Raw genomic sequence first — 24,647 nt, forward strand, 5'->3', positions numbered from 1 at the left:
TGTCACCGCGATGCGCGGTGATGACAAATGAAACATAAATTACCACTTGCAAAATAGACTGCAGGATGGTATATTGGGAAAGTCGCTGTTGCGACAGTCGCTCTTTGAAAACTGAATCGTGCAGAAGAGAGCCACGATTGAACATTGCATGGGCTCTGCAAGAAGCCTCGCTCGCGAGGCGCAGAGCGAATTTTTCTTCGAGAGTTTGATCCTGGCTCAGGACGAACGCTGGCGGCGTGCCTAATACATGCAAGTCGCGCGGATGGAGAGGAGCTTGCTCCTCAAAGTCAGCGGCGGACGGGTGAGTAACACGTGGGCAACCTGCCTGGCAGACGGGGATAACGCTTGGAAACGAGTGCTAATACCCGATACGCTCTTCACGGGCATCCGTGAGGAGGGAAAGGCGCTTCACGGCGTCACTGCCAGATGGGCCCGCGGCGCATTAGCTAGTTGGTGAGGTAACGGCTCACCAAGGCGACGATGCGTAGCCGACCTGAGAGGGTGACCGGCCACACTGGGACTGAGACACGGCCCAGACTCCTACGGGAGGCAGCAGTAGGGAATCTTCCGCAATGGGCGCAAGCCTGACGGAGCAACGCCGCGTGAGTGATGAAGGTCTTCGGATTGTAAAACTCTGTCTTCCGGGACGAACCGATAGGTGAGGCAATGCTCCTATCCTGACGGTACCGGAGGAGGAAGCCCCGGCTAACTACGTGCCAGCAGCCGCGGTAATACGTAGGGGGCAAGCGTTGTCCGGATTCACTGGGCGTAAAGCGCGCGCAGACGGCTTTCTGCGTCCGGGGTGAAAACCCGGGGCTCAACCCCGGGACGGCCTTGGATACGGGAGAGCTTGAGGGTCGGAGAGGCAAGGGGAATTCCACGTGTAGCGGTGAAATGCGTAGAGATGTGGAGGAACACCTGTGGCGAAGGCGCCTTGCTGGCCGATTCCTGACGTTGAGGCGCGAAAGCGTGGGGAGCAAACAGGATTAGATACCCTGGTAGTCCACGCCGTAAACGATGAGTGCTAGGTGTTCGTGGGCTCATACCCATGAGTGCCGAAGCTAACGCATGAAGCACTCCGCCTGGGGAGTACGGTCGCAAGACTGAAACTCAAAGGAATTGACGGGGGCCCGCACAAGCAGTGGAGCATGTGGTTTAATTCGAAGCAACGCGAAGAACCTTACCAGGGCTTGACATCCCGCTGACCGGTCTGGAGACAGACCTTCCCTTCGGGGCAGCGGTGACAGGTGGTGCATGGTTGTCGTCAGCTCGTGTCGTGAGATGTTGGGTTAAGTCCCGCAACGAGCGCAACCCTTGTGTTGTGTTGCCAGCATTCAGTTGGGCACTCACAACAGACTGCCGACGACAAGTCGGAGGAAGGCGGGGATGACGTCAAATCATCATGCCCCTTATGTCCTGGGCTACACACGTGCTACAATGGGTGGTACAACGGGATGCGAAACCGTGAGGTGGAGCCAAACCCTGAAAACCGTTCGTAGTTCGGATTGCAGGCTGCAACTCGCCTGCATGAAGCCGGAATTGCTAGTAATCGCGGATCAGCATGCCGCGGTGAATACGTTCCCGGGCCTTGTACACACCGCCCGTCACACCATGGGAGTTGGCAACACCCGAAGTCGGTGGGGTAACCTCTATGAGGAGCCAGCCGCCTAAGGTGGGGCCGATGACTGGGGTGAAGTCGTAACAAGGTAGCCGTATCGGAAGGTGCGGCTGGATCACCTCCTTTCTAAGGATGTAACAGATGCTCTTCTTCTGCACGGCTCAGTTTTGAGGGAGCGAATTCCTCAAGGTTCCTTGATAACTGGATAGCGAATGCGACATCAACTTTGGCTTATGCCAAGGTACTGCATCAAACAGAGCAAGTTCAAAAAGGAGGATCCACTGACTTTTTGAACAACCTTTGTAGGTTAAGCTACGAAGGGCGCACGGAGGATGCCTTGGCGCCAGGTGCCGATGAAGGACGGGGCTAACGCCGATACGCCTCGGGGAGCCGTAAGCAGGCTTTGATCCGGGGATTTCCGAATGGGGCAACCCACCTCGCGTAATGGCGGGGTATCCACTGCTGAATCCATAGGCAGTGAGAAGGTACACCAGGGGAACTGAAACATCTTAGTACCCTGAGGAAAAGAAAACAACAGTGATTCCCTCAGTAGTGGCGAGCGAACGGGGAAGAGCCTAAACCGCCTGTGCAAGCACAGGCGGGGTCGTGGGGCGTCTCACATGGAGTTACCAATCCTTTTCGTAAGAGAACGGCTTGGAACAGCCGACCAGAGAGGGTGACAGTCCCGTATCTGAAACGAAGAGGACTCCGAGACGGACCCCGAGTACCGCGGGACACGAGGAATCCCGTGGGAATCCGGGAGGACCACCTCCTAAGGCTAAATACAACCTGGCGACCGATAGTGAACCAGTACCGTGAGGGAAAGGTGAAAAGCACCGCGGGAGCGGAGTGAAAGAGAACCTGAAACCGTGTGCCTACAATCAGTCGGAGGGCGTTTATGCCTGACGGCGTGCCTTTTGTAGAATGAACCGGCGAGTTACGATTGCGTGCGAGGTTAAGGCGGGAAGCCGGAGCCGCAGCGAAAGCGAGTCTGAAGAGGGCTAGAGTACGCAGTCGTAGACCCGAAACCGTGTGATCTATCCCTGTGCAGGATGAAGTGCGGGTAAAGCCGCATGGAGGTCCGAACCCACGCATGTTGAAAAATGCGGGGATGACGTGGGGATAGCGGTGAAATTCCAATCGAACTCGGAGATAGCTGGTTCTCCCCGAAATAGCTTTAGGGCTAGCGTCGGAGCAGAGACATGGAGGTAGAGCACTGATTGGGCTAGGGGCCTTCGCGGGTTACCGAACTCAGTCAAACTCCGAATGCCATGATCTCGGTCTCCGGCAGTCAGACTACGAGTGCTAAGATCCGTGGTCAAAAGGGAAACAGCCCAGACCATCAGCTAAGGTCCCCAAATTCCGGTTAAGTGGGAAACGATGTGGCGGTGCACAGACAACCAGGATGTTGGCTTAGAAGCAGCCACCATTTAAAGAGTGCGTAATAGCTCACTGGTCGAGTGACGCTGCGCGGAAAATGTAACGGGGCTCAAACCGGATACCGAAGCTATGGATGGATCGTTCATCACCGTGGACGTCATGGTGAATGAGACATTTTCTGCGAATGCTTTCCGCAAGGATCCATTCAAAAGCATTCGCCAAAATCGCCCGCTCAAACCGCGGGTGGCCATGAGTCTAGGGTGATGAACGATCCGTGGTAGGGGAGCGTTCTTGTTGCGGTGAAGTCAGACCGTGAGGACTGGTGGAGCGGCAAGAAGTGAGAATGCCGGTATAAGTAGCGAAAAGACAGGTGAGAATCCTGTCCACCGAAAGCCTAAGGGTTCCTGGGGAAGGCTCGTCCGCCCAGGGTTAGTCGGGACCTAAGCCGAGGCCGAAAGGCGTAGGCGATGGACAACAGGTGGAAATTCCTGTACCACCATGCAGCCGTTTGAGCGATGGAGTGACGCAGAAGGATAGGGTGAGCGGACGATTGGATGTCCGTGCAAGCAGCGAGGCTGAGAGGCAGGCAAATCCGTCTCTCGGTAAGGCTGAGCTGTGACGCCGAGCGAATTCAAGTAGCGAAGTCCCTGATTTCACGCTGCCAAGAAAAGCTTCTAGCGAGGCTGCTGGTGCCCGTACCGCAAACCGACACAGGTAGGCGAGGAGAGAATCCTAAGGTGCTCGGAAGAACTCTCGTTAAGGAACTCGGCAAAATGGCCCCGTAACTTCGGGAGAAGGGGCGCTCCGGTAGGGTGATGAGCCCGAGGGAGCCGCAGTGAAAAGGCCCAAGCGACTGTTTAGCAAAAACACAGGTCTCTGCTAAGCCGTAAGGCGACGTATAGGGGCTGACGCCTGCCCGGTGCTGGAAGGTTAAGGGGAAGGGTTAGCGAAAGCGAAGCTCTGAACCGAAGCCCCAGTAAACGGCGGCCGTAACTATAACGGTCCTAAGGTAGCGAAATTCCTTGTCGGGTAAGTTCCGACCCGCACGAATGGCGTAACGACTTGGGCGCTGTCTCGACGAGAGATCCGGTGAAATTGTAATACCTGTGAAGATGCAGGTTACCCGTGGCTAGACGGAAAGACCCCATGGAGCTTGACTGTAGCTTGATATGGAAGATGGGTATCTCATGTACAGGATAGGTGGGAGGCTTGGAAATCAGGGCGCCAGCCTTGGTGGAGCCGCCGTTGGGATACCACCCTTGAGGTACTGATCTTCTAACCTGTGCCCGTCATCCGGGCAAGGGACAATGTCAGGCGGGCAGTTTGACTGGGGCGGTCGCCTCCTAAAAGGTAACGGAGGCGCCCAAGGGTTCCCTCAGCGCGGTTGGAAATCGCGCTTCGAGTGCAAAGGCATAAGGGAGCTTGACTGCGAGACATACAGGTCGAGCAGGGACGAAAGTCGGGCTTAGTGATCCGGCGGTTCCAAGTGGAAGGGCCGTCGCTCAACGGATAAAAGCTACCCTGGGGATAACAGGCTTATCTCCCCCAAGAGTCCACATCGACGGGGAGGTTTGGCACCTCGATGTCGGCTCATCGCATCCTGGGGCTGTAGTTGGTCCCAAGGGTTGGGCTGTTCGCCCATTAAAGCGGTACGCGAGCTGGGTTCAGAACGTCGTGAGACAGTTCGGTCCCTATCTGCCACGGGCGCAGGAAGTTTGAGAGGAGTTGTCCTTAGTACGAGAGGACCGGGATGAACCGACCGCTGGTGTCTCAGTTGTGGTGCCAACCGCATCGCTGAGTAGCTATGTCGGGCCGGGATAAGCGCTGAAAGCATCTAAGCGCGAAGCCCCCCTCAAGATAAGACTTCCCACTCGGTCAACGAGGTAAGACCCCCTGAAGATGACAGGGTGGATAGGCGGGAGGTGTAAGCACCGCGAGGTGTTGAGCTGACCCGTACTAATCGGTCGAGGGCTTAACCTAAATCCCATACGCGGTCGCATTCGCTTTCAGTTATGAGGGAATCTCCTCACATGCGCGTGGCGCGTTGGAGAAGTGGCTTAACTCACCGCCCTTTCAAGGCGGCATTCACGGGTTCGAATCCCGTACGCGTCACCATTCCTTCCTCGGTAACTTAGCAATATCCTACTCGAGGAGTCATAACCGAAAATTTCTGTCTAGTGGCAATGGCGGAGAGGACACACCCGTTCCCATCCCGAACACGGAAGTTAAGCTCTCCAGCGCCAATGGTACTTGGGGCGGGAGCCCCCGGGAGAGTAGGTCGCTGCTAGACGTACGAAAAAGGTTCTTCCTTTGGCAGGAAGAACCTTTTCTTCTATAAAAAGGCCATGAAACGAGCCACTCTTTTCTTTGCGTGTTATACTTTTTTTAGTTGAAATGAAAATGAAGGATGACGTACAATCGAAGCAGATCGAAATTTTTCCCATAGAATCCTCCCTAATGCTCCCATTCGCATCCTGTAAAACAAGAATTCCCCTCAATGATCCCCAAATTCTAGGACTTTAGGCTATGTTCCACTTTTGCTGCGATTTGATATGATTTTCACCGAGAAAATAAAAGAAGGTGACTCTATGCGTCTTGCCGCATTGTCAACCCTTGAACCTGGTACAGTGTTGGCTCGTCCTGTCCTCGATGAAAAGGGCAAGATTTTACTCGGGCGGGGCGTAACATTGACAGAGAGTTTCATCAAACGGCTATACTGCTTGGGTATTACCGCTGTCTACATTGAAGACCCAATGACCGATGATATATTGGTGGAAGATCTGATCAGTGAACAAACGCGCCGGGAGGCGATCGAACTCGTTCATTCAATTCTCTCGCAAATGACTGCATCCGAACAGTTTCCGCGTCGTTTTCAGGCTCGGAATATGGGGGTAAGGATGCAAACGCTGTTTAAAGATATTTTAAAAGAAATGCGTTCGCACAAAAATCTTACCGTGAATCTGGCCAATATCTATGCGGCTGATGCGCATCTGTACCATCACTCTGTAAACGTTTCACTCATCGCATTAGCCATCGCATTGAAGATGGGGTTTGAAGACGGTCAATTGATCCATCTGGGAATTGGTACGTTGTTGCACGACATCGGTAAGCTGAAGATTCCGGAAGCGATCGTTAATAAGCCGGGGAAATTGACCCCTGAAGAATTTGAAATCATGAAATCCCATACGATCTACGGATACGAGATTTTGAGACAGCAAGAAGACATTTCTTTTTTATCCGCACATGTGGCATTACAACATCACGAGCGGGTGGATGGTTCAGGATATCCACGGGGCTTGACGGGGAAAGAGATGCATCTGTTCGGGAAAATATCGGCTGTTGCCGACGTGTATGAAGCATTGACAGCGAACCGTATCTATCGCAAAGGTCATCTTCCACACGAAGGCTACGAATTTGTGCTAGGAGGAGTAGGTACATATTTTGACACTGAGGTGGTTCGTTCGTTCGTCTCTGCAGTGGCCATCTATCCACTTGGCATGACTCTGAAATTATCGACGGGTGAAGAAGCTGTCGTTTGTGAGATCCCTCCTTTACATCCTCAACGTCCGACAGTACGCGTGATTCGTGACAGCAAGGGTCGCCGGATCGATCAGCCTTATGAAATCAGTTTAATGGATCAACTGACAATCTCAATCGTCGGTTGCAAGATGTAAAAAGCGGTGGTGCCTTCATGAACGCTTATGTAAAAGAATGGACTTATGGGGAATATAAAAAAGGCTTGACTCGAAGTATTTGACTACCATTTACATTTTCTTGAATGTTGAAGCGAAGACAGGCGAAAATTGACATACGGTTCACGGGAACGTTACAATGACTTGAGGTATGATAAAGAATGTAAGTATTGTATTCACACATGAGAGTCAAGAACAAGAAACCTAGGGGTTATGGAAGTGGGGTATCCAATAATGAAGTTGGATCTGAAAATTGTTGAGCCAATCGTTCGTTCCGCGTTGGCTGAAGACATCGGGTTCGGAGATATCACAACAGAATCAGTTGTGGAAGAGAACCAGATCGGGAAAGCGTCTCTCGTGGTCAAAGAACCCGGTGTGATAGCAGGATTGGATGTAGCAGCATGCGCTTTTCATTTGGTAGACCCTAAACTTACGATTACATATCTCGCGAAGGATGGCGAAACAATTGCCAAAGGACAAGCCGTTATGGAGGTCGAAGGATCGGCCCGTTCCATTCTCACCGCTGAACGTGTGGCGCTAAACTTTCTCCAACGCATGTCGGGGATCGCGACAAAAACGGCTCGATTTGTTGAACAAGTGCGTTACTATAATGCGAAGATTACCGACACGCGCAAGACGACCCCCGGACTTCGCGTATTGGAAAAATACGCGGTGCGCGTTGGTGGCGGGAGAAATCATCGTTTTGGATTGTTCGATGCGGTTCTTATAAAGGACAATCATATTGAGATGGCCGGGGGCGTGAAAGAGGCAATCATGGCGGCACGCCATCACATTCCTCATACAACGAAAGTTGAAATTGAGGTGGAAACGCTGGAACAAATTGAAGAAGCGCTTGAAGTGAAAGCGGATATTATTATGCTTGACAATATGTCGTTGGAAATTATGCGGGAAGCGGTGGAAAGGATCGCGGGCCGTGCGATTGTCGAGGCATCCGGTGGTGTGACGGAGGAAAATATCGTCGATATCGCGAAAACGGGTGTCGATTTTATATCCATCGGCGCTTTGACACATTCGGTGAAGTCACTTGATATTTCTTTGGATATTGTAGCCCTCGGCCGTGAGGAGTGAAACTCTTGATCCTGGCTTTAGATATCGGAAACACGAACATCGTTCTTGGCGTATATGAGGGGAAGAGTCTGCTGTATCATTGGCGAATTGCGACGATTCGAGAACGTACGGAAGATGAGTTGGGAATACTCGTCAAATCGTTGTTCGCCGAAAGGGGACTCACTTTCTCGGATATTCATGGAGTCGTCGTCTCCTCCGTGGTTCCTCCGCTCATGTTCGCGATTGAAAGAATGTGTGAAAAATATTTTCACCTGAAACCGCTTGTAGTCGGTCCGGGTGTGAAAACCGGACTTCCCATCCTCATGGAAAATCCCAGGGAAGTAGGGGCCGATCGAATTGTGAACGCCGTGGCTGCACTTGAATTATATGGTCCTCCGTTGATTATTGTCGATTTCGGGACGGCGACAACATTTTGTGTGATTAACGAAAAAGGACAGTATCTGGGGGGGCCGATCGCACCTGGGATTGGCATTTCGACCGAGGCCCTCTTCATGAAGGCGGCGAAACTGCCGCGGATTGAAGTCGTTCGCCCTTCGAGTGTAATCGGGCGAAATACTGTCACCTGTATACAGGCAGGTGTATATTATGGGTTCATCGGCCAGGTGGACGGGATCGTTCAGCGGATTAAACGCGAAATGAATCTCCCCTTTCGTGTGATCGCGACAGGAGGATTTGCCAAACTCATTGCTCCCGATAGTTATACGATCGATGAAGTAGATCCGTTCTTAACATTGCAGGGGCTTCAGATCATTTGGGAGCGAAACAAGGTATCATAATCAGCAGTGTTCTTTCGCGAGCCCGAACTGCGGCTCTTTTTTTGTAATGATATCCATGCATGAGGAACAACCGTCATGTCAAAGCTCAACCATAGAACGGCTTGAATGGGGGATACGAAAATGAGTGATTATGCAGTTCGCGCCACCGCATCGGACGGGAACCTTCGCGCTTTTGCTGTGCTTACAACAGAATTAGTGGAAGAGATGCGTAAACGGCATGATACATTTCCTGTAGCGACAGCAGCTTTGGGACGTACCGCTTCGGTAGGTGCGATTATGGGGCTCATGCTCAAAGGAGAAGACCGGTTGACGATTCAGATCAAAGGCGGGGGCCCGATCGGACAGATTGTGGTCGATGCGAACGCCAAAGGGGAAGTCAGAGGTTTTGTAACGAATCCTCACGTTGACTTGCCTTTAAACGAAAGAGGCAAACTGGATGTGCGTGGGGCTGTAGGAACCAACGGATTCCTGTACGTGATTAAAGACTTGGGGCTGAAAGAGCCGTATCGCGGTTCCGTACCATTGATTTCAGGTGAATTGGGAGAGGATTTTGCCTATTACTTTACGCAGAGCGAGCAAACCCCTTCCGCTGTTGGCGTAGGGGTATTGGTGAATCCCGATTATTCGGTCAAAGTGGCCGGCGGGTTTCTCATTCAAGTTCTCCCAGGAGTTTCGGAAGAAGAGATCAATACTCTCGAGACCGAAATCGCAAAAGTGACAAATCTGACTGAATGGCTTTCACAAGGGGTTACGCCTGAGGAACTGCTCAACCGATTGCTGCCGGGGGAAGTAAAGATTCATGAGAAGATACCGCTCTCTTTCGCATGTACGTGCAACCGGGAGCGACTGAAAGAGGTAATCCTTTCATTAGGCGTGGAAGAGATCAGGTCCATGCTGGAAGAGGACAAGCAGGCGGAAATCGTATGTTCGTTTTGCGTTGAAAAATATGTATTCACTGAAACGGAACTGGAACAATTGCTGCGGACGATTGAAGAAGCCCCATCCCGGAAGGAACATTCTGAATAATGATTGACGATGGGTACAAGAAATGGTATTATAAATAACAGTAAAAACCTAGTATTTTACTTGGTAATAACGTGTTCAAAAAGAGGGACACATGGAGCCGATCCGTTCGGGAAAAAGTAAACATTGGGACTTCAGTGAAGCCGCGTGAGCAGAGATGACGGCTGTTGTTCCTGTCTTTTTGAACAACCTCTAACAGGGAGGCTGTTTGGGATGCGTGTAGCCAATAATATCACGGAGCTCATAGGGAAGACTCCAATTGTAAAATTACAACACGTAGATGAAGGATTTGCAGAAGTTTTCGTGAAATTGGAATACTTCAACCCCGGGGGATCCGTAAAAGACCGGATCGCCTTGTCGATGATTGAGGAAGCAGAGAAAGAAGGACGAATTCAACCGGGCAAGAGCACGATCATTGAACCGACTTCCGGTAATACGGGTATCGGCTTGGCCATGGTAGCAGCCGCTAAGGGATATCGCGCCATTTTGGTCATGCCTGATACCATGTCGATTGAGCGCCGCAATCTCTTGCGTGCTTACGGTGCGGAACTCGTACTGACGCCGGGAGCGGAAGGTATGAAAGGCGCGATCGCAAAAGCGGAGGAATTGTTAGCCAAAGAACCGAACGGGTTTATGCCGCAACAGTTTAAAAATCCGGCAAACGTAAAAATTCATCGTGAAACAACTGCTGTTGAGATCCTTGAAGCGTTTGGCGATGATTTAGATGCTTTCGTTGCCGGAGTAGGTACCGGGGGTACCGTTACGGGTGTCGGTGAAGTCTTGAAGGAGAAATTAGGCGATAAGGTACGTATCGTAGCGGTGGAACCGAGTGCATCTCCCGTGCTCTCCGGCGGACAACCTGGACCGCATAAGTTGCAAGGAATTGGTGCTGGTTTTATACCGGATATTTTGAATTTGAAAGTCATTGATGAAATCATTAAAGTCGATCATGAGGATGCTTTTGAAACCTCTCGTCAAGTAGGTCGTAAGGAAGGCATCTTGTTGGGAATCTCCTCAGGGGCTGCGATTTGGGCTGGTTTCCAAGTTGCAAAGAAGCTGGGTAAAGGGAAGAAAGTCCTAGTTGTAGCACCCGACACGGGAGAGCGTTATCTTTCTACTGCACTGTGGCAGACGGAACAGTAATGGTTATTTTGAGCAGGCCTGCGCCTTGGCGCAGGCTTGTTTTCTGTGTAGAATGAATGTATTCGTGAATTGCCTGGATGGAGGAGGCGGCATCTTCGTGTCTGAACAAAAGGTCTTGACCGTCGGCTCCCATCGTTTCGAATGGGGGAGTCGCACGTATGTGATGGGCATTCTAAACGTGACACCCGATTCGTTCTCCGACGGGGGACGCTACAATGATATCGAACGTGCGCTGCTTCATGCGAAGCGGTTAGTGGAAGAAGGTGCGGATATTCTTGACATTGGCGGAGAGTCTACGCGCCCCTGTCATACACCTGTGTCCGCAGAGGAAGAGATGGAACGCGTTGTTCCCGTGATCGAACGGATCGCCAAGGAGATTCCTATACCGATATCGATCGATACATACAAAGCGTCTGTGGCACGCGAAGCTGTGAAAGCGGGCGCGCATATTGTCAATGATGTCTGGGGATTGAAGGCTGATCCCGAAATGGCGAGTGTATGTGCGTCGTTAGGCGTACCTGTCATTGTCATGCATAACCGGGATGTACCACTTGAGACAAACGTTTTTGAAGGATGGTTGCGGGAAACGATGGAATGTGTCCGTTTGGCTAAAGCCGCCGGAATTCCGGATGAGCGTATCATCATCGACCCGGGTGTGGGATTCGGCAAAACCTATGAGCAAAATCTATGGGTCTTGCGCGATCTCCGTCATTTTCGCGAGTTAGGCTATCCTCTTCTACTGGGGACTTCACGCAAGTCGGTTATCGGTTTAACGCTCAATCTTCCCGTAACGGAGCGAGTGGAAGGGACGGCAGCAACCGTGGCTTTGGGGATTGCAGGGGGCGCCGATATCGTTCGGGTTCATGATGTGCGCGAGATGGTTCGCGTTGCCCGCATGAGTGACGCCATTGTACGGTTCAGAGCGTAAAAGCAGATGGTAATGCGAGGAGGTCAACTCATGGATGCGATCACGTTGCACGGAATGGAATTTTATTCCTATCATGGTGTTCTGGAAGAGGAAGCCAGGCTTGGGCAGAAATTTATTGTCGATCTCGTCATTTTTACAAACCTAAAAAAAGCCGGCAGGACGGACGATCTGAATGCCACTCTGAATTATGCGGAAGCATATGAAGTGGTTAACGACATCATGACCAATGAGCGGTACCGTTTGCTTGAAGCGGTTGCGGAGACCATCGCGACAAGGATTCTGGAAGGTTTCCGGCAAGCCGAGCGTGTGCATGTAAAAGTATGTAAAGTGATGCCGCCGATTCAGGGGATTCTTGCCGGGGTTTCGGTGGAAATTGAGCGTGATCGCGTTGGTTGAAGCTTTTCTCGCATTAGGGTCGAATCTTGGTGATCGCATTCGCTACATGCAGCGGGCGATCAACGCCTTGCGTCAACACGATCACATCCGGGTCATGGCTTTATCTCCCCTCTATGAAACGGAAGCGGTCGGATACACCGAACAACCCGATTTTTTAAATATGGTGGCACATGTCCAGACCTCGCTTTCACCGCAGGATCTCTTGTTCGTCTGTATGCAAATCGAAAAGGAGAATGGACGCACGCGTGAGATCAAATGGGGACCAAGAACATTAGATCTCGATATCCTTCTATACGGTACGCAAGTGATCCAGGAGAAAAATCTTGTGATTCCTCATCCGCGCATGTGTGAACGAGCCTTTGTTATGATCCCTCTTTGTGATCTAGCTCCTTCTCTTATTCATCCGGTTTACAAGAAAACCATTCAGGAGCTAACAGAGAGCGTTCGCGGAAAGGAGGGTGTAGTTCCGTGTACGATGATACAGTGGCACGACGAATCCGCGCCTATCGAAAACTAAAAGGTCTAACTCAGCGCGAGTTGGCGGAACGTCTTGGAGTTTCGATCTCGATTGTCGGCTCCATTGAGAGGGGAACCCGTTTACCTGATCAGGAAATTTTATCACGCCTCTATCATATTCTTGATATCAGTGAGAGTGACTTGCTGGAAAGCCAACCGGTTGAGGGAGAGAACACATCTTCTTGATTCTAGTAAATGATGGATCTGAAGACGAAGGTTTGAATCGATAGGATTCTCCGTGATATAATGCCGTATAGATGATAGGGATGACACAGGCTGATCTTTGCCTGTGTCTTTTGTTTGGGGGTGAAAAGAATGGCACTTCGAATTGGTTCCGTTACGCTGGAGAACAATGTGATTTTAGCGCCGATGGCTGGTGTTTGCAACCCTCCGTTCCGCAAACTTGCCAAAGAAATGGGGGCGGGTATGGTATGTGCGGAAATGGTCAGCGACAAGGCGATCGTACACGGAAATAAAAAGACGCAAAAGATGTTGAGTATACTCCCTGAGGAGCATCCTGTATCCTTGCAGTTGGTCGGGTGTGATTTGGATTCGATGGTACGTGCCGCCGAGACCGTTATGGCTCAAGGTGAATCCCCTGATATCATTGACATTAACATGGGATGCCCTGCCACGAAAATTCATAAAAGCGGTTCGGGTGCTGCGCTCGCACGCGATCCAGATTACGCGGGCAAAATTATCGAGGCCGTCGTGAATACGGTCGACAAGCCCGTGACCGTGAAGTTTCGAAAAGGTTGGGATGATGATCACGTAAACGCGGTGGAAGTAGCCAAGGCGGCTGAACAGGCAGGAGCTTCCGCGGTGGCGGTTCATGGTCGTACGGCGAAACAGATGTATACAGGTAAAGCCGATTGGGATATTATTCGTCAAGTAAAGGAAGCGGTATCGATTCCCGTTATCGGAAACGGAGATGTAGTTACCCCGCAAGATGCGGTACGCTTGTTTGAGATGACCGGATGCGACGGTGTGATGATCGGCCGTGGGGCATTGGGAAATCCATGGATTTTCTCGCAGGTGGTTCATTATATGGAGACAGGGGAAGAGTTGCCGGAGCCATCAGCGGAAGAGCGAATTCGCGTATGTTTGCGCCATATGGATCTTTTGTGCGAACACAAGGGCGAAGAGATCGGTGTGAAGGAAATGCGTAAACACGCCGCATGGTATTGCAAAGGACTTCCGAATTCCGCTCAATTGCGTGATCGCATCAATGAACAGAATACGAAGGAAGAGATGAGGAAAGTCCTACTTGATTATCTTGAAACTCTGCGGCCAGGCACATTAAGTATGGTGTGAATTTTTCCTGTGCATACTGATTGATACATGTATGAATATGTATCATTCGATCATGCAAATGGAGAGACCACCAGAATGAAACGGATTGTGAGTGTCAGTCTTGGTTCGTCGAGCAGGAATCATCGCGTGGAGACAACGTTTCTCGGGGAACCGGTTGTGATTGAACGTATCGGCACAGATGGAGATCGTAAGCGGGTCATCGAATTGATCCGTTCACTCGATGGGGAAGTGGATGCCTTTGGGATGGGGGGAATCGACCGCTATATCTATGTGAACCGGCGCCGATATACGTTTCGCGAGGCTGAGAAGATCGCTCAAGCGGCGAAACGTACGCCGATTCTGGATGGCAGCGGACTGAAGAACACATTGGAGCGTATCGTGGTCGAGCGTTTGTTGGAACATCCTGAAGTCCAACTGCGCGGGAAAAAGGTTCTTCTTGTATCTGCGGTCGATCGATTCGGTATGGCGGAAGCGCTCGTTCAGGCGGGGTGCGAGGTTGTGTTCGGTGACCTGATTTTTGCGCTCGGTTTACCGATTCCCATCCGAACGCTCTCAACATTGGAGCGATTGGCAAAAGTGACAGCGCCGCTCTTGACCAAGCTTCCCATCTCTTTTTTGTATCCAACGGGAAAGAACCAAGAAATGATCCGCTCAAAATATGAACGATTTTATCGTGAAGCGGATGTGATCGCCGGTGATTTTCATTTTATTCGGCGCTATTTGCCCGAAAATATATCGGGCAAGGTGATCTTAACCAATACGGTTACTCAAGAGGATATCGCTCTTCTTTCTTCTCGCGGCGCACATCTCCTGGTGACTACAACGCCGCAGTTTGATGGTCGCAGTTTTGGCACGAATGTGATGGAAGCGCTGCTCGTCGCCCTGGAGAATAGGAAGGCTGATTTGCGAGCGGAAGATTATTGCCGTTTGCTTGAACAGCTGGGATTTGAACCGTATATTCAACGTCTTTCCAGCTCCGGTGTGTAAAAAGTAAACGAGTGAAAACAGCCTTTGTGATCGATATACGTCAATAAATATATGATAAGAACCCTCTCATAGTTTGTAATGAGCACTGTCAATATGAGTTTGACAGTGCTCTCTGCACATCATAGAGATTCTTGTGATTCCGGTCATCAGGGGACGCATGGGAGAAGAAAGGAGTTTAGGGATGGAAGATAAAGAAACGCCTATTCACTTATCGTTGCAAAAGATGGAAGAAGAACTTCACTTTTTGAAAAAGATGAAACGCCGTGAGATCGCGGAACGGATTAAAACTGCGATTTCCAATGGAGATCTCTCAGAGAATTCTGAGTACGAAAGTGCGAAAACCGAACAGGCTTTTCTTGAAAGGCGTATCGATACATTGGAACGCATGTTGCATAATGCCCGTCTGCGAATGAACGAAGTGAAACTTGCGGGTATTTCACTCGGAACCCGGGTGAAGGTAAGAGACTTGGAGCTCGATCATGTGGTAGAATATACGATTGTAAGTGCGGCGGAAGCGGATCCGCCGGATCGTAAAATTTCAAGTGAATCTCCGGTTGGACGAGCTTTGCTTGGGCAGGGGACTGGCACGAAAGTCAACGTACAGGTACCGACCGGCGTGATCCGGTATGAAGTTCTAGAAATCATGAATTAGGGGAGAATGTTCATGCGGGAACAGGAACAACTCGTAAACGAAAAGGAAGAACTCAGTGAAGTGCAAAGGGTTCGTTTGCACAAGCTGGAGCAATTGAAAGAACGGGGAGTCAACCCATTTGGGGAGAAGTTTGAACGTACGCACACGGCGAAAGATGTCATTACATATGGGCAGGACAAAACCAAAGAAGACCTTGAGAACGAAACGATTGAGGTTACGATAGCTGGACGCATCATGTTATTGCGCAACCAAGGGAAAGCCGCTTTCGCCCATATTCAGGATTTGACAGGTCGTGTGCAGATTTACGTGCGTAAAGATACGGTTGGTGAAGAAGCGTTTGAAACTTTCAATTTACTCGAAATCGGCGATATTATCGGTGTCAAGGGCACTGTGTTTAAAACCAAGACGGGTGAAACAACGGTCAAGGTGAGGGAATTGACCGTATTGACCAAAGCGCTCAATCCGCTGCCCGAAAAATTTCATGGGCTGACCGATATTGAAATGCGTTACCGCATGCGTTACGTGGATTTGATTATGAATCCGGATGTACGCAACACGTTTGTGACGCGTTCGAAAATCATACAGGCGATGCGTCGTTATTTGGATCATCTCGGTTTTCTCGAAGTTGAAACGCCGACTTTGCATGCGGTTGCCGGAGGGGCTGCAGCGAGACCTTTTATCACTCATCACAATGCGCTTGATATGACACTCTACATGCGTATCGCACTGGAACTGCATTTAAAGAGATTGATTGTCGGCGGACTCGAAAAAGTCTATGAAATCGGTCGCGTATTCCGCAATGAAGGGATCTCTACAAGACACAATCCCGAGTTTACCATGATGGAGCTGTATTGGGCGTATGCCGATTTTCAAGACATCATGACACTGACAGAAGAATGTATCGCTTCGATCGCCCGTGAAGTACTCGGGACAACGACGATCACCTATCAAGGCCAAGAGATCAACTTGGAACCGAAATGGGCGCGCATTTCGATGGTGGATGCTGTGAAAGAGCATACCGGCGTCGATTTCTCCGTGCAAATGACAGATGAGGAGGCTCGTCTTCTCGCGGAGAAACACGGCGTGAAAGTCGAGCCTCATTATACCTTCGGTCATGTCTTGAATGAGTTTTTCGAAACGTTCGTGGAGGAAAAATTGATTCAGCCGACATTCATTTACGGGCATCCGATCGAGATTTCGCCACTGGCTAAACGTAATGCACAAGATCCGCGTTTTACCGATCGCTTCGAGTTGTTTATCGTCGGTCGTGAGCATGCGAATGCTTTCTCCGAGCTGAACGATCCGATTGATCAGCGTGAACGTTTCGAAAAGCAATTGGAAGAACGGGCTGCGGGCAATGATGAGGCACATGAAATGGATGAAGATTTCATCAATGCTTTGATGTATGGAATGCCTCCGACCGGCGGATTGGGGATCGGAATCGATCGCCTGGTGATGTTGCTCACTGACCAACCATCGATTCGTGATGTACTCTTATTCCCTTTGATGCGTGAAGTCAAGTAAATGGAATTTTAGGCGACTTTGAAAATGTGTCGTTTGGCTGGGCGTATGCTTTGCGTTCGCGCTCCGTGGAGGTTGTCTCGCACGGAATATGATCAAATGTCGCGAGACAACCTCCAAAGTCGCTGTCTCACGCAAAGCATAACGCCCAGCCAAAAGCCACTCCGTTGCTTGAGACAGCATTAGACTTCTCTTTCCACACAAGAAACTCTTTATTCGTTGTTGTGCCGCTGAAGCGGCATGAGGGACTACTTTGAAAAAGTATTGGCGGACGTATGGCTTTGCGTTCGCGCCTCGATAATGCGCGAGAATAGATGAATAATGAAGTAAAATTGCATTACTGTTTTTTGGCTCATTAGATTGTGTGAATTTGTTTCGAAACGGGTTCATTCCTTCGTTGGATGGAGAGGACCATCATGTTAGAATGTAAAAGTTGCCGCGAAGAGAGGCAAATGATTTACGAAGCATAAATTACCACTTGCAAAATAGACTGCAGGATGGTATATTGGAAAAGTCGCTGTTGCGACGGTCGCTCTTTGAAAACTGAATCGTGCAGAAGAGAGCCACGATTGAACGATACATGGGCTCTGCAAGAAGCCTCGCTCGCGAGGCGCAGAGCGATACTTTTCTTCGAGAGTTTGATCCTGGCTCAGGACGAACGCTGGCGGCGTGCCTAATACATGCAAGTCGCGCGGATGGAGAGGAGCTTGCTCCTCAAAGTCAGCGGCGGACGGGTGAGTAACACGTGGGCAACCTGCCTGGCAGACGGGGATAACGCTTGGAAACGAGTGCTAATACCCGATACGCTCTTCACGGGCATCCGTGAGGAGGGAAAGGCGCTTCACGGCGTCACTGCCAGATGGGCCCGCGGCGCATTAGCTAGTTGGTGAGGTAACGGCTCACCAAGGCGACGATGCGTAGCCGACCTGAGAGGGTGACCGGCCACACTGGGACTGAGACACGGCCCAGACTCCTACGGGAGGCAGCAGTAGGGAATCTTCCGCAATGGGCGCAAGCCTGACGGAGCAACGCCGCGTGAGTGATGAAGGTCTTCGGATTGTAAAACTCTGTCTTCCGGGACGAACCGATAGGTGAGGCAATGCTCCTATCCTGACGGTACCGGAGGAGGAAGCCCCGGCTAACTACGTGCCAGCAGCCGCGGTAATACGTAGGGGGCAAGCGTTGTCCGGATTCACTGGGCGTAAAGCGCGCGCAGACGGCTTTCTGCGTCCGGGGTGAAAACCCGGGGCTCAACCCCGGGACGGCCTTGGATACGGGAGAGCTTGAGGGTCGGAGAGGCAAGGGGAATTCCACGTGTAGCGGTGAAATGCGTAGAGATGTGGAGGAACACCTGTGGCGAAGGCGCCTTGCTGGCCGATTCCTGACGTTGAGGCGCGAAAGCGTGGGGAGCAAACAGGATTAGATACCCTGGTAGTCCACGCCGTAAACGATGAGTGCTAGGTGTTCGTGGGCTCATACCCATGAGTGCCGAAGCTAACGCATGAAGCACTCCGCCTGGGGAGTACGGTCGCAAGACTGAAACTCAAAGGAATTGACGGGGGCCCGCACAAGCAGTGGAGCATGTGGTTTAATTCGAAGCAACGCGAAGAACCTTACCAGGGCTTGACATCCCGCTGACCGGTCTGGAGACAGACCTTCCCTTCGGGGCAGCGGTGACAGGTGGTGCATGGTTGTCGTCAGCTCGTGTCGTGAGATGTTGGGTTAAGTCCCGCAACGAGCGCAACCCTTGTGTTGTGTTGCCAGCATTCAGTTGGGCACTCACAACAGACTGCCGACGACAAGTCGGAGGAAGGCGGGGATGACGTCAAATCATCATGCCCCTTATGTCCTGGGCTACACACGTGCTACAATGGGCGGTACAACGGGATGCGAAACCGCGAGGTGGAGCCGAACCCTGAAAACCGTTCGTAGTTCGGATTGCAGGCTGCAACTCGCCTGCATGAAGCTGGAATTGCTAGTAATCGCGGATCAGCATGCCGCGGTGAATACGTTCCCGGGCCTTGTACACACCGCCCGTCACACCATGGGAGTTGGCAACACCCGAAGTCGGTGGGGTAACCCTTATGGGAGCCAGCCGCCTAAGGTGGGGCCGATGACTGGGGTGAAGTCGTAACAAGGTAGCCGTATCGGAAGGTGCGGCTGGATCACCTCCTTTCTAAGGATGTAAAAGATGCTCTTCTTCTGCACGGCTCAGTTTTGAGGGAGCGAATTCCTCAAGGTTCCTTGATAACTGGATAGCGAATGCGACATCAACTTTGGCTTATGCCAAGGTACTGCATCAAACAGAGCAAGTTCAAAAAGGCGGATCCACCGACTTTTTGAACAACCTTTGTAGGTTAAGCTACGAAGGGCGCACGGAGGATGCCTTGGCGCCAGGTGCCGATGAAGGACGGGGCTAACGCCGATACGCCTCGGGGAGCCGTAAGCAGGCTTTGATCCGGGGATTTCCGAATGGGGCAACCCACCTCGCGTAATGGCGGGGTATCCACTGCTGAATCCATAGGCAGTGAGAAGGTACACCAGGGGAACTGAAACATCTTAGTACCCTGAGGAAAAGAAAACAACAGTGATTCCCTCAGTAGTGGCGAGCGAACGGGGAAGAGCCTAAACCGCCTGTGCTTGCACAGGCGGGGTCGTGGGGCGTCTCACGTGGAGTTACCAATCCTTTTCGTAAGAGAACGGTTTGGAACGGCCGACCAGAGAGGGTGACAGTCCCGTATCTGAAACGAAGAGGACTCCGAGACGGACCCCGAGTACCGCGGGACACGAGGAATCCCGTGGGAATCCGGGAGGACCACCTCCTAAGGCTAAATACAACCTGGCGACCGATAGTGAACCAGTACCGTGAGGGAAAGGTGAAAAGCACCGCGGGAGCGGAGTGAAAGAGAACCTGAAACCGTGTGCCTACAATCAGTCGGAGGGCGTTTATGCCTGACGGCGTGCCTTTTGTAGAATGAACCGGCGAGTTACGATTGCGTGCGAGGTTAAGGCGGGAAGCCGGAGCCGCAGCGAAAGCGAGTCTGAAGAGGGCTTGAGTACGCAGTCGTAGACCCGAAACCGTGTGATCTATCCCTGTGCAGGATGAAGTGCGGGTAAAGCCGCATGGAGGTCCGAACCCACGCATGTTGAAAAATGCGGGGATGACGTGGGGATAGCGGTGAAATTCCAATCGAACTCGGAGATAGCTGGTTCTCCCCGAAATAGCTTTAGGGCTAGCGTCGGAGCAGAGACATGGAGGTAGAGCACTGATTGGGCTAGGGGCCTTCGCGGGTTACCGAACTCAGTCAAACTCCGAATGCCATGATCTCGGTCTCCGGCAGTCAGACTACGAGTGCTAAGATCCGTGGTCAAAAGGGAAACAGCCCAGACCATCAGCTAAGGTCCCCAAATTCCGGTTAAGTGGGAAACGATGTGGCGGTGCACAGACAACCAGGATGTTGGCTTAGAAGCAGCCACCATTTAAAGAGTGCGTAATAGCTCACTGGTCGAGTGACGCTGCGCGGAAAATGTAACGGGGCTCAAACCGGATACCGAAGCTATGGATGGATCGTTCATCACCGTGGACGTCATGGTGAATGAGACATTTTCTGCGAATGCTTTCCGCAAGGATCCATTCAAAAGCATTCGCCAAAATCGCCCGCTCAAACCGCGGGTGGCCATGAGTCTAGGGTGATGAACGATCCGTGGTAGGGGAGCGTTCTTGTTGCGGTGAAGTCAGACCGTGAGGACTGGTGGAGCGGCAAGAAGTGAGAATGCCGGTATAAGTAGCGAAAAGACAGGTGAGAATCCTGTCCACCGAAAGCCTAAGGGTTCCTGGGGAAGGCTCGTCCGCCCAGGGTTAGTCGGGACCTAAGCCGAGGCCGAAAGGCGTAGGCGATGGACAACAGGTGGAAATTCCTGTACCACCATGCAGCCGTTTGAGCGATGGAGTGACGCAGAAGGATAGGGTGAGCGGACGATTGGATGTCCGTGCAAGCAGCGAGGCTGAGAGGCAGGCAAATCCGTCTCTCGGTAAGGCTGAGCTGTGACGCCGAGCGAATTCAAGTAGCGAAGTCCCTGATTTCACGCTGCCAAGAAAAGCTTCTAGCGAGGCTGCTGGTGCCCGTACCGCAAACCGACACAGGTAGGCGAGGAGAGAATCCTAAGGTGCTCGGAAGAACTCTCGTTAAGGAACTCGGCAAAATGGCCCCGTAACTTCGGGAGAAGGGGCGCTCCGGTAGGGTGATGAGCCCGAGGGAGCCGCAGTGAAAAGGCCCAAGCGACTGTTTAGCAAAAACACAGGTCTCTGCTAAGCCGTAAGGCGACGTATAGGGGCTGACGCCTGCCCGGTGCTGGAAGGTTAAGGGGAAGGGTTAGCGAAAGCGAAGCTCTGAACCGAAGCCCCAGTAAACGGCGGCCGTAACTATAACGGTCCTAAGGTAGCGAAATTCCTTGTCGGGTAAGTTCCGACCCGCACGAATGGCGTAACGACTTGGGCGCTGTCTCGACGAGAGATCCGGTGAAATTGTAATACCTGTGAAGATGCAGGTTACCCGTGGCTAGACGGAAAGACCCCATGGAGCTTGACTGTAGCTTGATATGGAAGATGGGTATCTCATGTACAGGATAGGTGGGAGGCTTGGAAATCAGGGCGCCAGCCTTGGTGGAGCCGCCGTTGGGATACCACCCTTGAGGTACTGATCTTCTAACCTGTGCCCGTCATCCGGGCAAGGGACAATGTCAGGCGGGCAGTTTGACTGGGGCGGTCGCCTCCTAAAAGGTAACGGAGGCGCCCAAGGGTTCCCTCAGCGCGGTTGGAAATCGCGCTTCGAGTGCAAAGGCATAAGGGAGCTTGACTGCGAGACATACAGGTCGAGCAGGGACGAAAGTCGGGCTTAGTGATCCGGCGGTTCCAAGTGGAAGGGCCGTCGCTCAACGGATAAAAGCTACCCTGGGGATAACAGGCTTATCTCCCCCAAGAGTCCACATCGACGGGGAGGTTTGGCACCTCGATGTCGGCTCATCGCATCCTGGGGCTGTAGTTGGTCCCAAGGGTTGGGCTGTTCGCCCATTAAAGCGGTACGCGAGCTGGGTTCAGAACGTCGTGAGACAGTTCGGTCCCTATCTGCCACGGGCGCAGGAAGTTTGAGAGGAGTTGTCCTTAGTACGAGAGGACCGGGATGAACCGACCGCTGGTGTCTCAGTTGTGGTGCCAACCGCATCGCTGAGTAGCTATGTCGGGCCGGGATAAGCGCTGAAAGCATCTAAGCGCGAAGCCCCCCTCAAGATAAGACTTCCCACTCGGTCAACGAGGTAAGACCCCCTGAAGATGACAGGGTGGATAGGCGGGAGGTGTAAGCACCGCGAGGTGTTGAGCTGACCCGTACTAATCGGTCGAGGGCTTAACCTAAATCCCATGCACGGTCGCATTCGCTTTCAGTTATGAGGGAATCCCCTCACATGCGCGTGGCGCGTTGGAGAAGTGGCTTAACTCACCGCCCTTTCAAGGCGGCATTCACGGGTTCGAATCCCGTACGCGTCACCATTCCTTCCTCGATAACTTAGCAATATCCTACTCGAGGAGTCATAACCGAAAATTTCTGTCTAGTGGCAATGGCGGAGAGGACACACCCGTTCCCATCCCGAACACGGAAGTTAAGCTCTCCAGCGCCAATGGTACTTGGGGCGGGAGCCCCCCGGGAGAGTAGGTCGCTGCTAGGCATTACAAAAAAGGTTCTTCCTTTGGCAGGAAGAACCTTTTTCTTTCAGAATTTATTAATAGCGGCCCATGCCGACGCCATCAGAGGATGAAAAGTGTCTTGTACAGGAAGAGAGGATTCAGTTTGCCACAAGCAGTGGAGTGACTTTTGGGTGGATCGTATCGCTTTGCGGCGGGCATATGCTTGGCGTGAAACAGCGACTTTGGAGGTCGTCTCGCAACTACTAAACATATTTCAAGCGAGACGACCTCCACGGAGCATGAACGCCAAGCGTATGCCTCAAAGACGACCTTCACTTCATAGAAAAAGGCCGTGAAGCAAATGCCACGGCCCGGCTTGAAGACATGTTCGATTCGGACAAGACATCACGAAGGTGGAATGGATCCCCCCGGCTTGTGGTAAGCCACACCATCCAAGAAGATATCCGCGAAGACTTTCGAGATCTCATCAGCAGACAGGGGACCGTCCGTTTCATACCATCGATACAACCAATTGCATGCACCGAGAATGGCGAGCGCCTTCAGACGACTGTTGCCGGGTTTGAATTCACCGGCAGCGATTCCTTCATCGATGATCCGTGTCCACAGATCCAAATAGCGATCCGTCAACTCTTGGATAATGGTAGCGTGAGGTTCGGCTAACGAAAAAGCTTCCCGCAGCAAAACGGTGGTCATTTGCATATTGGCAGCCACCACAGTGATATGCGTCTGGACTGCCATGAACAATTTTTCCCTATGATTGACCTCCATATCGATAATCTTTTCGAGACGGCGGTTAAAACCGCTGATCGACTGATGCGCGATTTTCATCAGCAATTCTTCTTTGCTGGAAATGTAATGATAGAGACTTCCTTTTTGCAATCCTACTTCGTCCGCGATATCTTGCACGGACGTTGCATGATACCCTTTTTGTTGAAACAACCGAATGGCTGCTTGAGCAATTTCTTCATATTTGTTAGCAGACATATGTGCTTGTCTTCCTTTCCCTACCGTCCGCTTGGCTGATTATAAATAATCGGACATTCCGTAATTTCATATCAATGTTATACTTGGTTTTCCCTCAAGAAGTCAACAATATAACGAGAAAAAGGGTTCTCCGGAAGATACAACAAAACGTTGCCGCTGAGCGGAAGATTTGTGGATGACCGGAAACGTGAAAAGTATTTTCAAAGTGAACCAAGTAATGAGCCATATATCATAGATAAGGAGGATCAGAATGAACTTCAGCAACATGACCACGATGATCTTTGATTTAGACGGAACATTATTCCAAACTGAAAAACTGGCGATACCTGCCTTTCGACGTACATATGAACGGCTTCATGCAAAAGGGATCTGGAATACATATCCGACGAATGAGCAGATTACGTCCGTCTTTGGATTGACGACGGCCGACTTATGGAAGGCGCTTTTACCTGACGCAAACGATGCAGAGAGAGCGATTGCTGACGAGATATTGCTGGAAGAAGAGCTTGCCCATCTGGAGAAGGGGTACGGTGAACTGTATCCGCAAGTCCCGGAGACATTGTCTTATCTGAAAAGCCGGGGGATACGTCTTTATATCGCTTCAAATGGTGGGGAACGCTACGTAAAAGGGGTTGCACAAGCGATGAAGATCGACAGTTTCTTCACGCGTATCTATTCAGCCGGTGAATACAAAACCGCGCGCAAAGAAGAGCTTGTTGCCAAATTGCTCGCATACGACGGAAGCAGCCTTGCGGTCATGGTAGGGGACCGCCGATCGGATGTGAAAGCTGGAAAAGCCAACGGACTCTATGTCATCGGTTGTGACTTTGGTTTCGCACGTGAAAACGAATTGGAGGGTGCCGATGAGATCATACACGACTTTACGCAATTGCGGAAATTGGTATGTGTATAATTCAGAAAAAGTGA

At 51.5% G+C, this 24,647-nt stretch carries 15 protein-coding genes, 2 tRNA genes and 6 rRNA genes; 22 read left to right on the forward strand and 1 reads right to left on the reverse strand.

The window, feature by feature from the left end:
- The first annotated feature begins 193 nt into the window (after positions 1 to 193).
- The 21 genes from DNHGIG_RS08230 (at position 194) to rrf (DNHGIG_RS08330) (ending at position 22,756) form a co-directional block, all read left to right on the forward strand.
- Positions 194 to 1,744: ribosomal RNA gene (locus DNHGIG_RS08230) — 16S ribosomal RNA — on the forward strand.
- Positions 1,745 to 1,923: 179 nt separating this feature from the next.
- Positions 1,924 to 4,978 (forward strand): 23S ribosomal RNA (locus tag DNHGIG_RS08235).
- Between the two features lie 58 nt (positions 4,979 to 5,036).
- Positions 5,037 to 5,113 (forward strand) — tRNA-Glu (locus DNHGIG_RS08240).
- 58 nt (positions 5,114 to 5,171) lie between these two features.
- Positions 5,172 to 5,288 (forward strand): 5S ribosomal RNA (rrf, locus tag DNHGIG_RS08245).
- The 16S, 23S and 5S rRNA genes sit together here with 1 tRNA gene alongside, the layout of an rRNA operon.
- Positions 5,289 to 5,586: 298 nt before the next feature.
- Positions 5,587 to 6,672, forward strand: a complete 1,086-nt coding sequence (locus DNHGIG_RS08250; protein ID WP_282199215.1) for an HD-GYP domain-containing protein — start codon at positions 5,587 to 5,589, stop codon at positions 6,670 to 6,672.
- A 252-nt stretch (positions 6,673 to 6,924) separates the two neighbouring features.
- On the forward strand, positions 6,925 to 7,779 hold the full coding sequence (nadC, locus tag DNHGIG_RS08255) for a carboxylating nicotinate-nucleotide diphosphorylase (protein WP_282201387.1): 855 nt from the start codon (positions 6,925 to 6,927) through the stop codon (positions 7,777 to 7,779).
- A gap of 5 nt (positions 7,780 to 7,784) precedes the next feature.
- Complete coding sequence (locus tag DNHGIG_RS08260) at positions 7,785 to 8,555, forward strand: type III pantothenate kinase (protein WP_282199216.1); 771 nt, start codon at positions 7,785 to 7,787, stop codon at positions 8,553 to 8,555.
- Positions 8,556 to 8,675: 120 nt separating this feature from the next.
- Positions 8,676 to 9,581 (forward strand): Hsp33 family molecular chaperone HslO, encoded by a 906-nt coding sequence (gene hslO / locus DNHGIG_RS08265; protein WP_282199217.1) that lies wholly within the window; start codon positions 8,676 to 8,678, stop codon positions 9,579 to 9,581.
- 210 nt (positions 9,582 to 9,791) lie between these two features.
- Complete coding sequence (cysK, locus tag DNHGIG_RS08270) at positions 9,792 to 10,721, forward strand: cysteine synthase A (protein WP_282199218.1); 930 nt, start codon at positions 9,792 to 9,794, stop codon at positions 10,719 to 10,721.
- 52 nt (positions 10,722 to 10,773) lie between these two features.
- Positions 10,774 to 11,649, forward strand: coding sequence for a dihydropteroate synthase (gene folP / locus DNHGIG_RS08275; RefSeq protein WP_439647767.1), 876 nt, complete (start codon positions 10,774 to 10,776; stop codon positions 11,647 to 11,649).
- Between the two features lie 30 nt (positions 11,650 to 11,679).
- Positions 11,680 to 12,045 (forward strand): dihydroneopterin aldolase, encoded by a 366-nt coding sequence (gene folB, locus DNHGIG_RS08280; protein WP_282199219.1) that lies wholly within the window; start codon positions 11,680 to 11,682, stop codon positions 12,043 to 12,045.
- Entirely contained in the window at positions 12,029 to 12,562 is a 534-nt protein-coding gene (gene folK / locus DNHGIG_RS08285; protein ID WP_369414694.1) for a 2-amino-4-hydroxy-6-hydroxymethyldihydropteridine diphosphokinase, read from the forward strand. Before folB ends, folK begins: the two co-directional genes overlap by 17 nt.
- On the forward strand, positions 12,514 to 12,747 hold the full coding sequence (locus DNHGIG_RS08290) for a helix-turn-helix domain-containing protein (protein WP_282199220.1): 234 nt from the start codon (positions 12,514 to 12,516) through the stop codon (positions 12,745 to 12,747). Before folK ends, DNHGIG_RS08290 begins: the two co-directional genes overlap by 49 nt.
- Before the next feature lie 129 nt (positions 12,748 to 12,876).
- The gene (gene dusB, locus DNHGIG_RS08295; RefSeq protein ID WP_282199221.1) at positions 12,877 to 13,875 is read left to right on the forward strand and encodes a tRNA dihydrouridine synthase DusB; all 999 of its coding nucleotides are present in this window, start codon (positions 12,877 to 12,879) and stop codon (positions 13,873 to 13,875) included.
- A gap of 75 nt (positions 13,876 to 13,950) precedes the next feature.
- Entirely contained in the window at positions 13,951 to 14,862 is a 912-nt protein-coding gene (locus DNHGIG_RS08300; protein WP_282199222.1) for a DUF8754 domain-containing protein, read from the forward strand.
- Positions 14,863 to 15,043: 181 nt separating this feature from the next.
- Complete coding sequence (gene greA, locus DNHGIG_RS08305) at positions 15,044 to 15,514, forward strand: transcription elongation factor GreA (RefSeq protein ID WP_282199223.1); 471 nt, start codon at positions 15,044 to 15,046, stop codon at positions 15,512 to 15,514.
- A gap of 12 nt (positions 15,515 to 15,526) precedes the next feature.
- Complete coding sequence (lysS, locus tag DNHGIG_RS08310) at positions 15,527 to 17,038, forward strand: lysine--tRNA ligase (protein WP_282199224.1); 1,512 nt, start codon at positions 15,527 to 15,529, stop codon at positions 17,036 to 17,038.
- A gap of 623 nt (positions 17,039 to 17,661) precedes the next feature.
- Positions 17,662 to 19,211, forward strand: a 16S ribosomal RNA gene (locus tag DNHGIG_RS08315).
- A gap of 179 nt (positions 19,212 to 19,390) precedes the next feature.
- Positions 19,391 to 22,445: ribosomal RNA gene (locus tag DNHGIG_RS08320) — 23S ribosomal RNA — on the forward strand.
- 58 nt (positions 22,446 to 22,503) lie between these two features.
- A tRNA-Glu gene (locus DNHGIG_RS08325) sits at positions 22,504 to 22,580 on the forward strand.
- Positions 22,581 to 22,638: 58 nt separating this feature from the next.
- Positions 22,639 to 22,756: ribosomal RNA gene (gene rrf / locus DNHGIG_RS08330) — 5S ribosomal RNA — on the forward strand.
- 364 nt (positions 22,757 to 23,120) lie between these two features.
- Here the strand turns inward: rrf (DNHGIG_RS08330) and DNHGIG_RS08335 are convergent.
- Positions 23,121 to 23,720 carry a TetR/AcrR family transcriptional regulator gene (locus DNHGIG_RS08335; protein ID WP_282199225.1) on the reverse strand — a complete coding sequence of 200 codons (600 nt, stop codon included), beginning with the start codon at positions 23,718 to 23,720 and terminating at the stop codon, positions 23,121 to 23,123.
- 250 nt (positions 23,721 to 23,970) lie between these two features.
- On the opposite strand from DNHGIG_RS08335, the gene DNHGIG_RS08340 reads away from it, so the two are divergent.
- Complete coding sequence (locus DNHGIG_RS08340) at positions 23,971 to 24,633, forward strand: HAD family hydrolase (protein ID WP_282199226.1); 663 nt, start codon at positions 23,971 to 23,973, stop codon at positions 24,631 to 24,633.
- The last annotated feature ends 14 nt before the right edge of the window (positions 24,634 to 24,647 follow it).

Origin of the sequence: Collibacillus ludicampi, assembly GCF_023705585.1 — a bacterium.
Classification (GTDB): domain Bacteria; phylum Bacillota; class Bacilli; order Tumebacillales; family BOQE01; genus Collibacillus; species Collibacillus ludicampi.

What these genes read in the sequence shown, in the direction of transcription:
- DNHGIG_RS08300 (WP_282199222.1), top strand. Translation starts at nt 13,951, where the DNA reads ATGAAACGGATTGTGAGTGTCAGTCTTGGTTCGTCGAGCAGGAATCAT.
- hslO (WP_282199217.1), top strand. Translation starts at nt 8,676, where the DNA reads ATGAGTGATTATGCAGTTCGCGCCACCGCATCGGACGGGAACCTTCGC.
- cysK (WP_282199218.1), top strand. Translation starts at nt 9,792, where the DNA reads ATGCGTGTAGCCAATAATATCACGGAGCTCATAGGGAAGACTCCAATT.
- DNHGIG_RS08335 (WP_282199225.1), bottom strand. Translation starts at nt 23,720, where the DNA reads ATGTCTGCTAACAAATATGAAGAAATTGCTCAAGCAGCCATTCGGTTG.
- greA (WP_282199223.1), top strand. Translation starts at nt 15,044, where the DNA reads ATGGAAGATAAAGAAACGCCTATTCACTTATCGTTGCAAAAGATGGAA.
- DNHGIG_RS08340 (WP_282199226.1), top strand. Translation starts at nt 23,971, where the DNA reads ATGAACTTCAGCAACATGACCACGATGATCTTTGATTTAGACGGAACA.
- dusB (WP_282199221.1), top strand. Translation starts at nt 12,877, where the DNA reads ATGGCACTTCGAATTGGTTCCGTTACGCTGGAGAACAATGTGATTTTA.
- folB (WP_282199219.1), top strand. Translation starts at nt 11,680, where the DNA reads ATGGATGCGATCACGTTGCACGGAATGGAATTTTATTCCTATCATGGT.
- nadC (WP_282201387.1), top strand. Translation starts at nt 6,925, where the DNA reads ATGAAGTTGGATCTGAAAATTGTTGAGCCAATCGTTCGTTCCGCGTTG.
- DNHGIG_RS08250 (WP_282199215.1), top strand. Translation starts at nt 5,587, where the DNA reads ATGCGTCTTGCCGCATTGTCAACCCTTGAACCTGGTACAGTGTTGGCT.
- folP (WP_439647767.1), top strand. Translation starts at nt 10,774, where the DNA reads ATGAATGTATTCGTGAATTGCCTGGATGGAGGAGGCGGCATCTTCGTG.
- lysS (WP_282199224.1), top strand. Translation starts at nt 15,527, where the DNA reads ATGCGGGAACAGGAACAACTCGTAAACGAAAAGGAAGAACTCAGTGAA.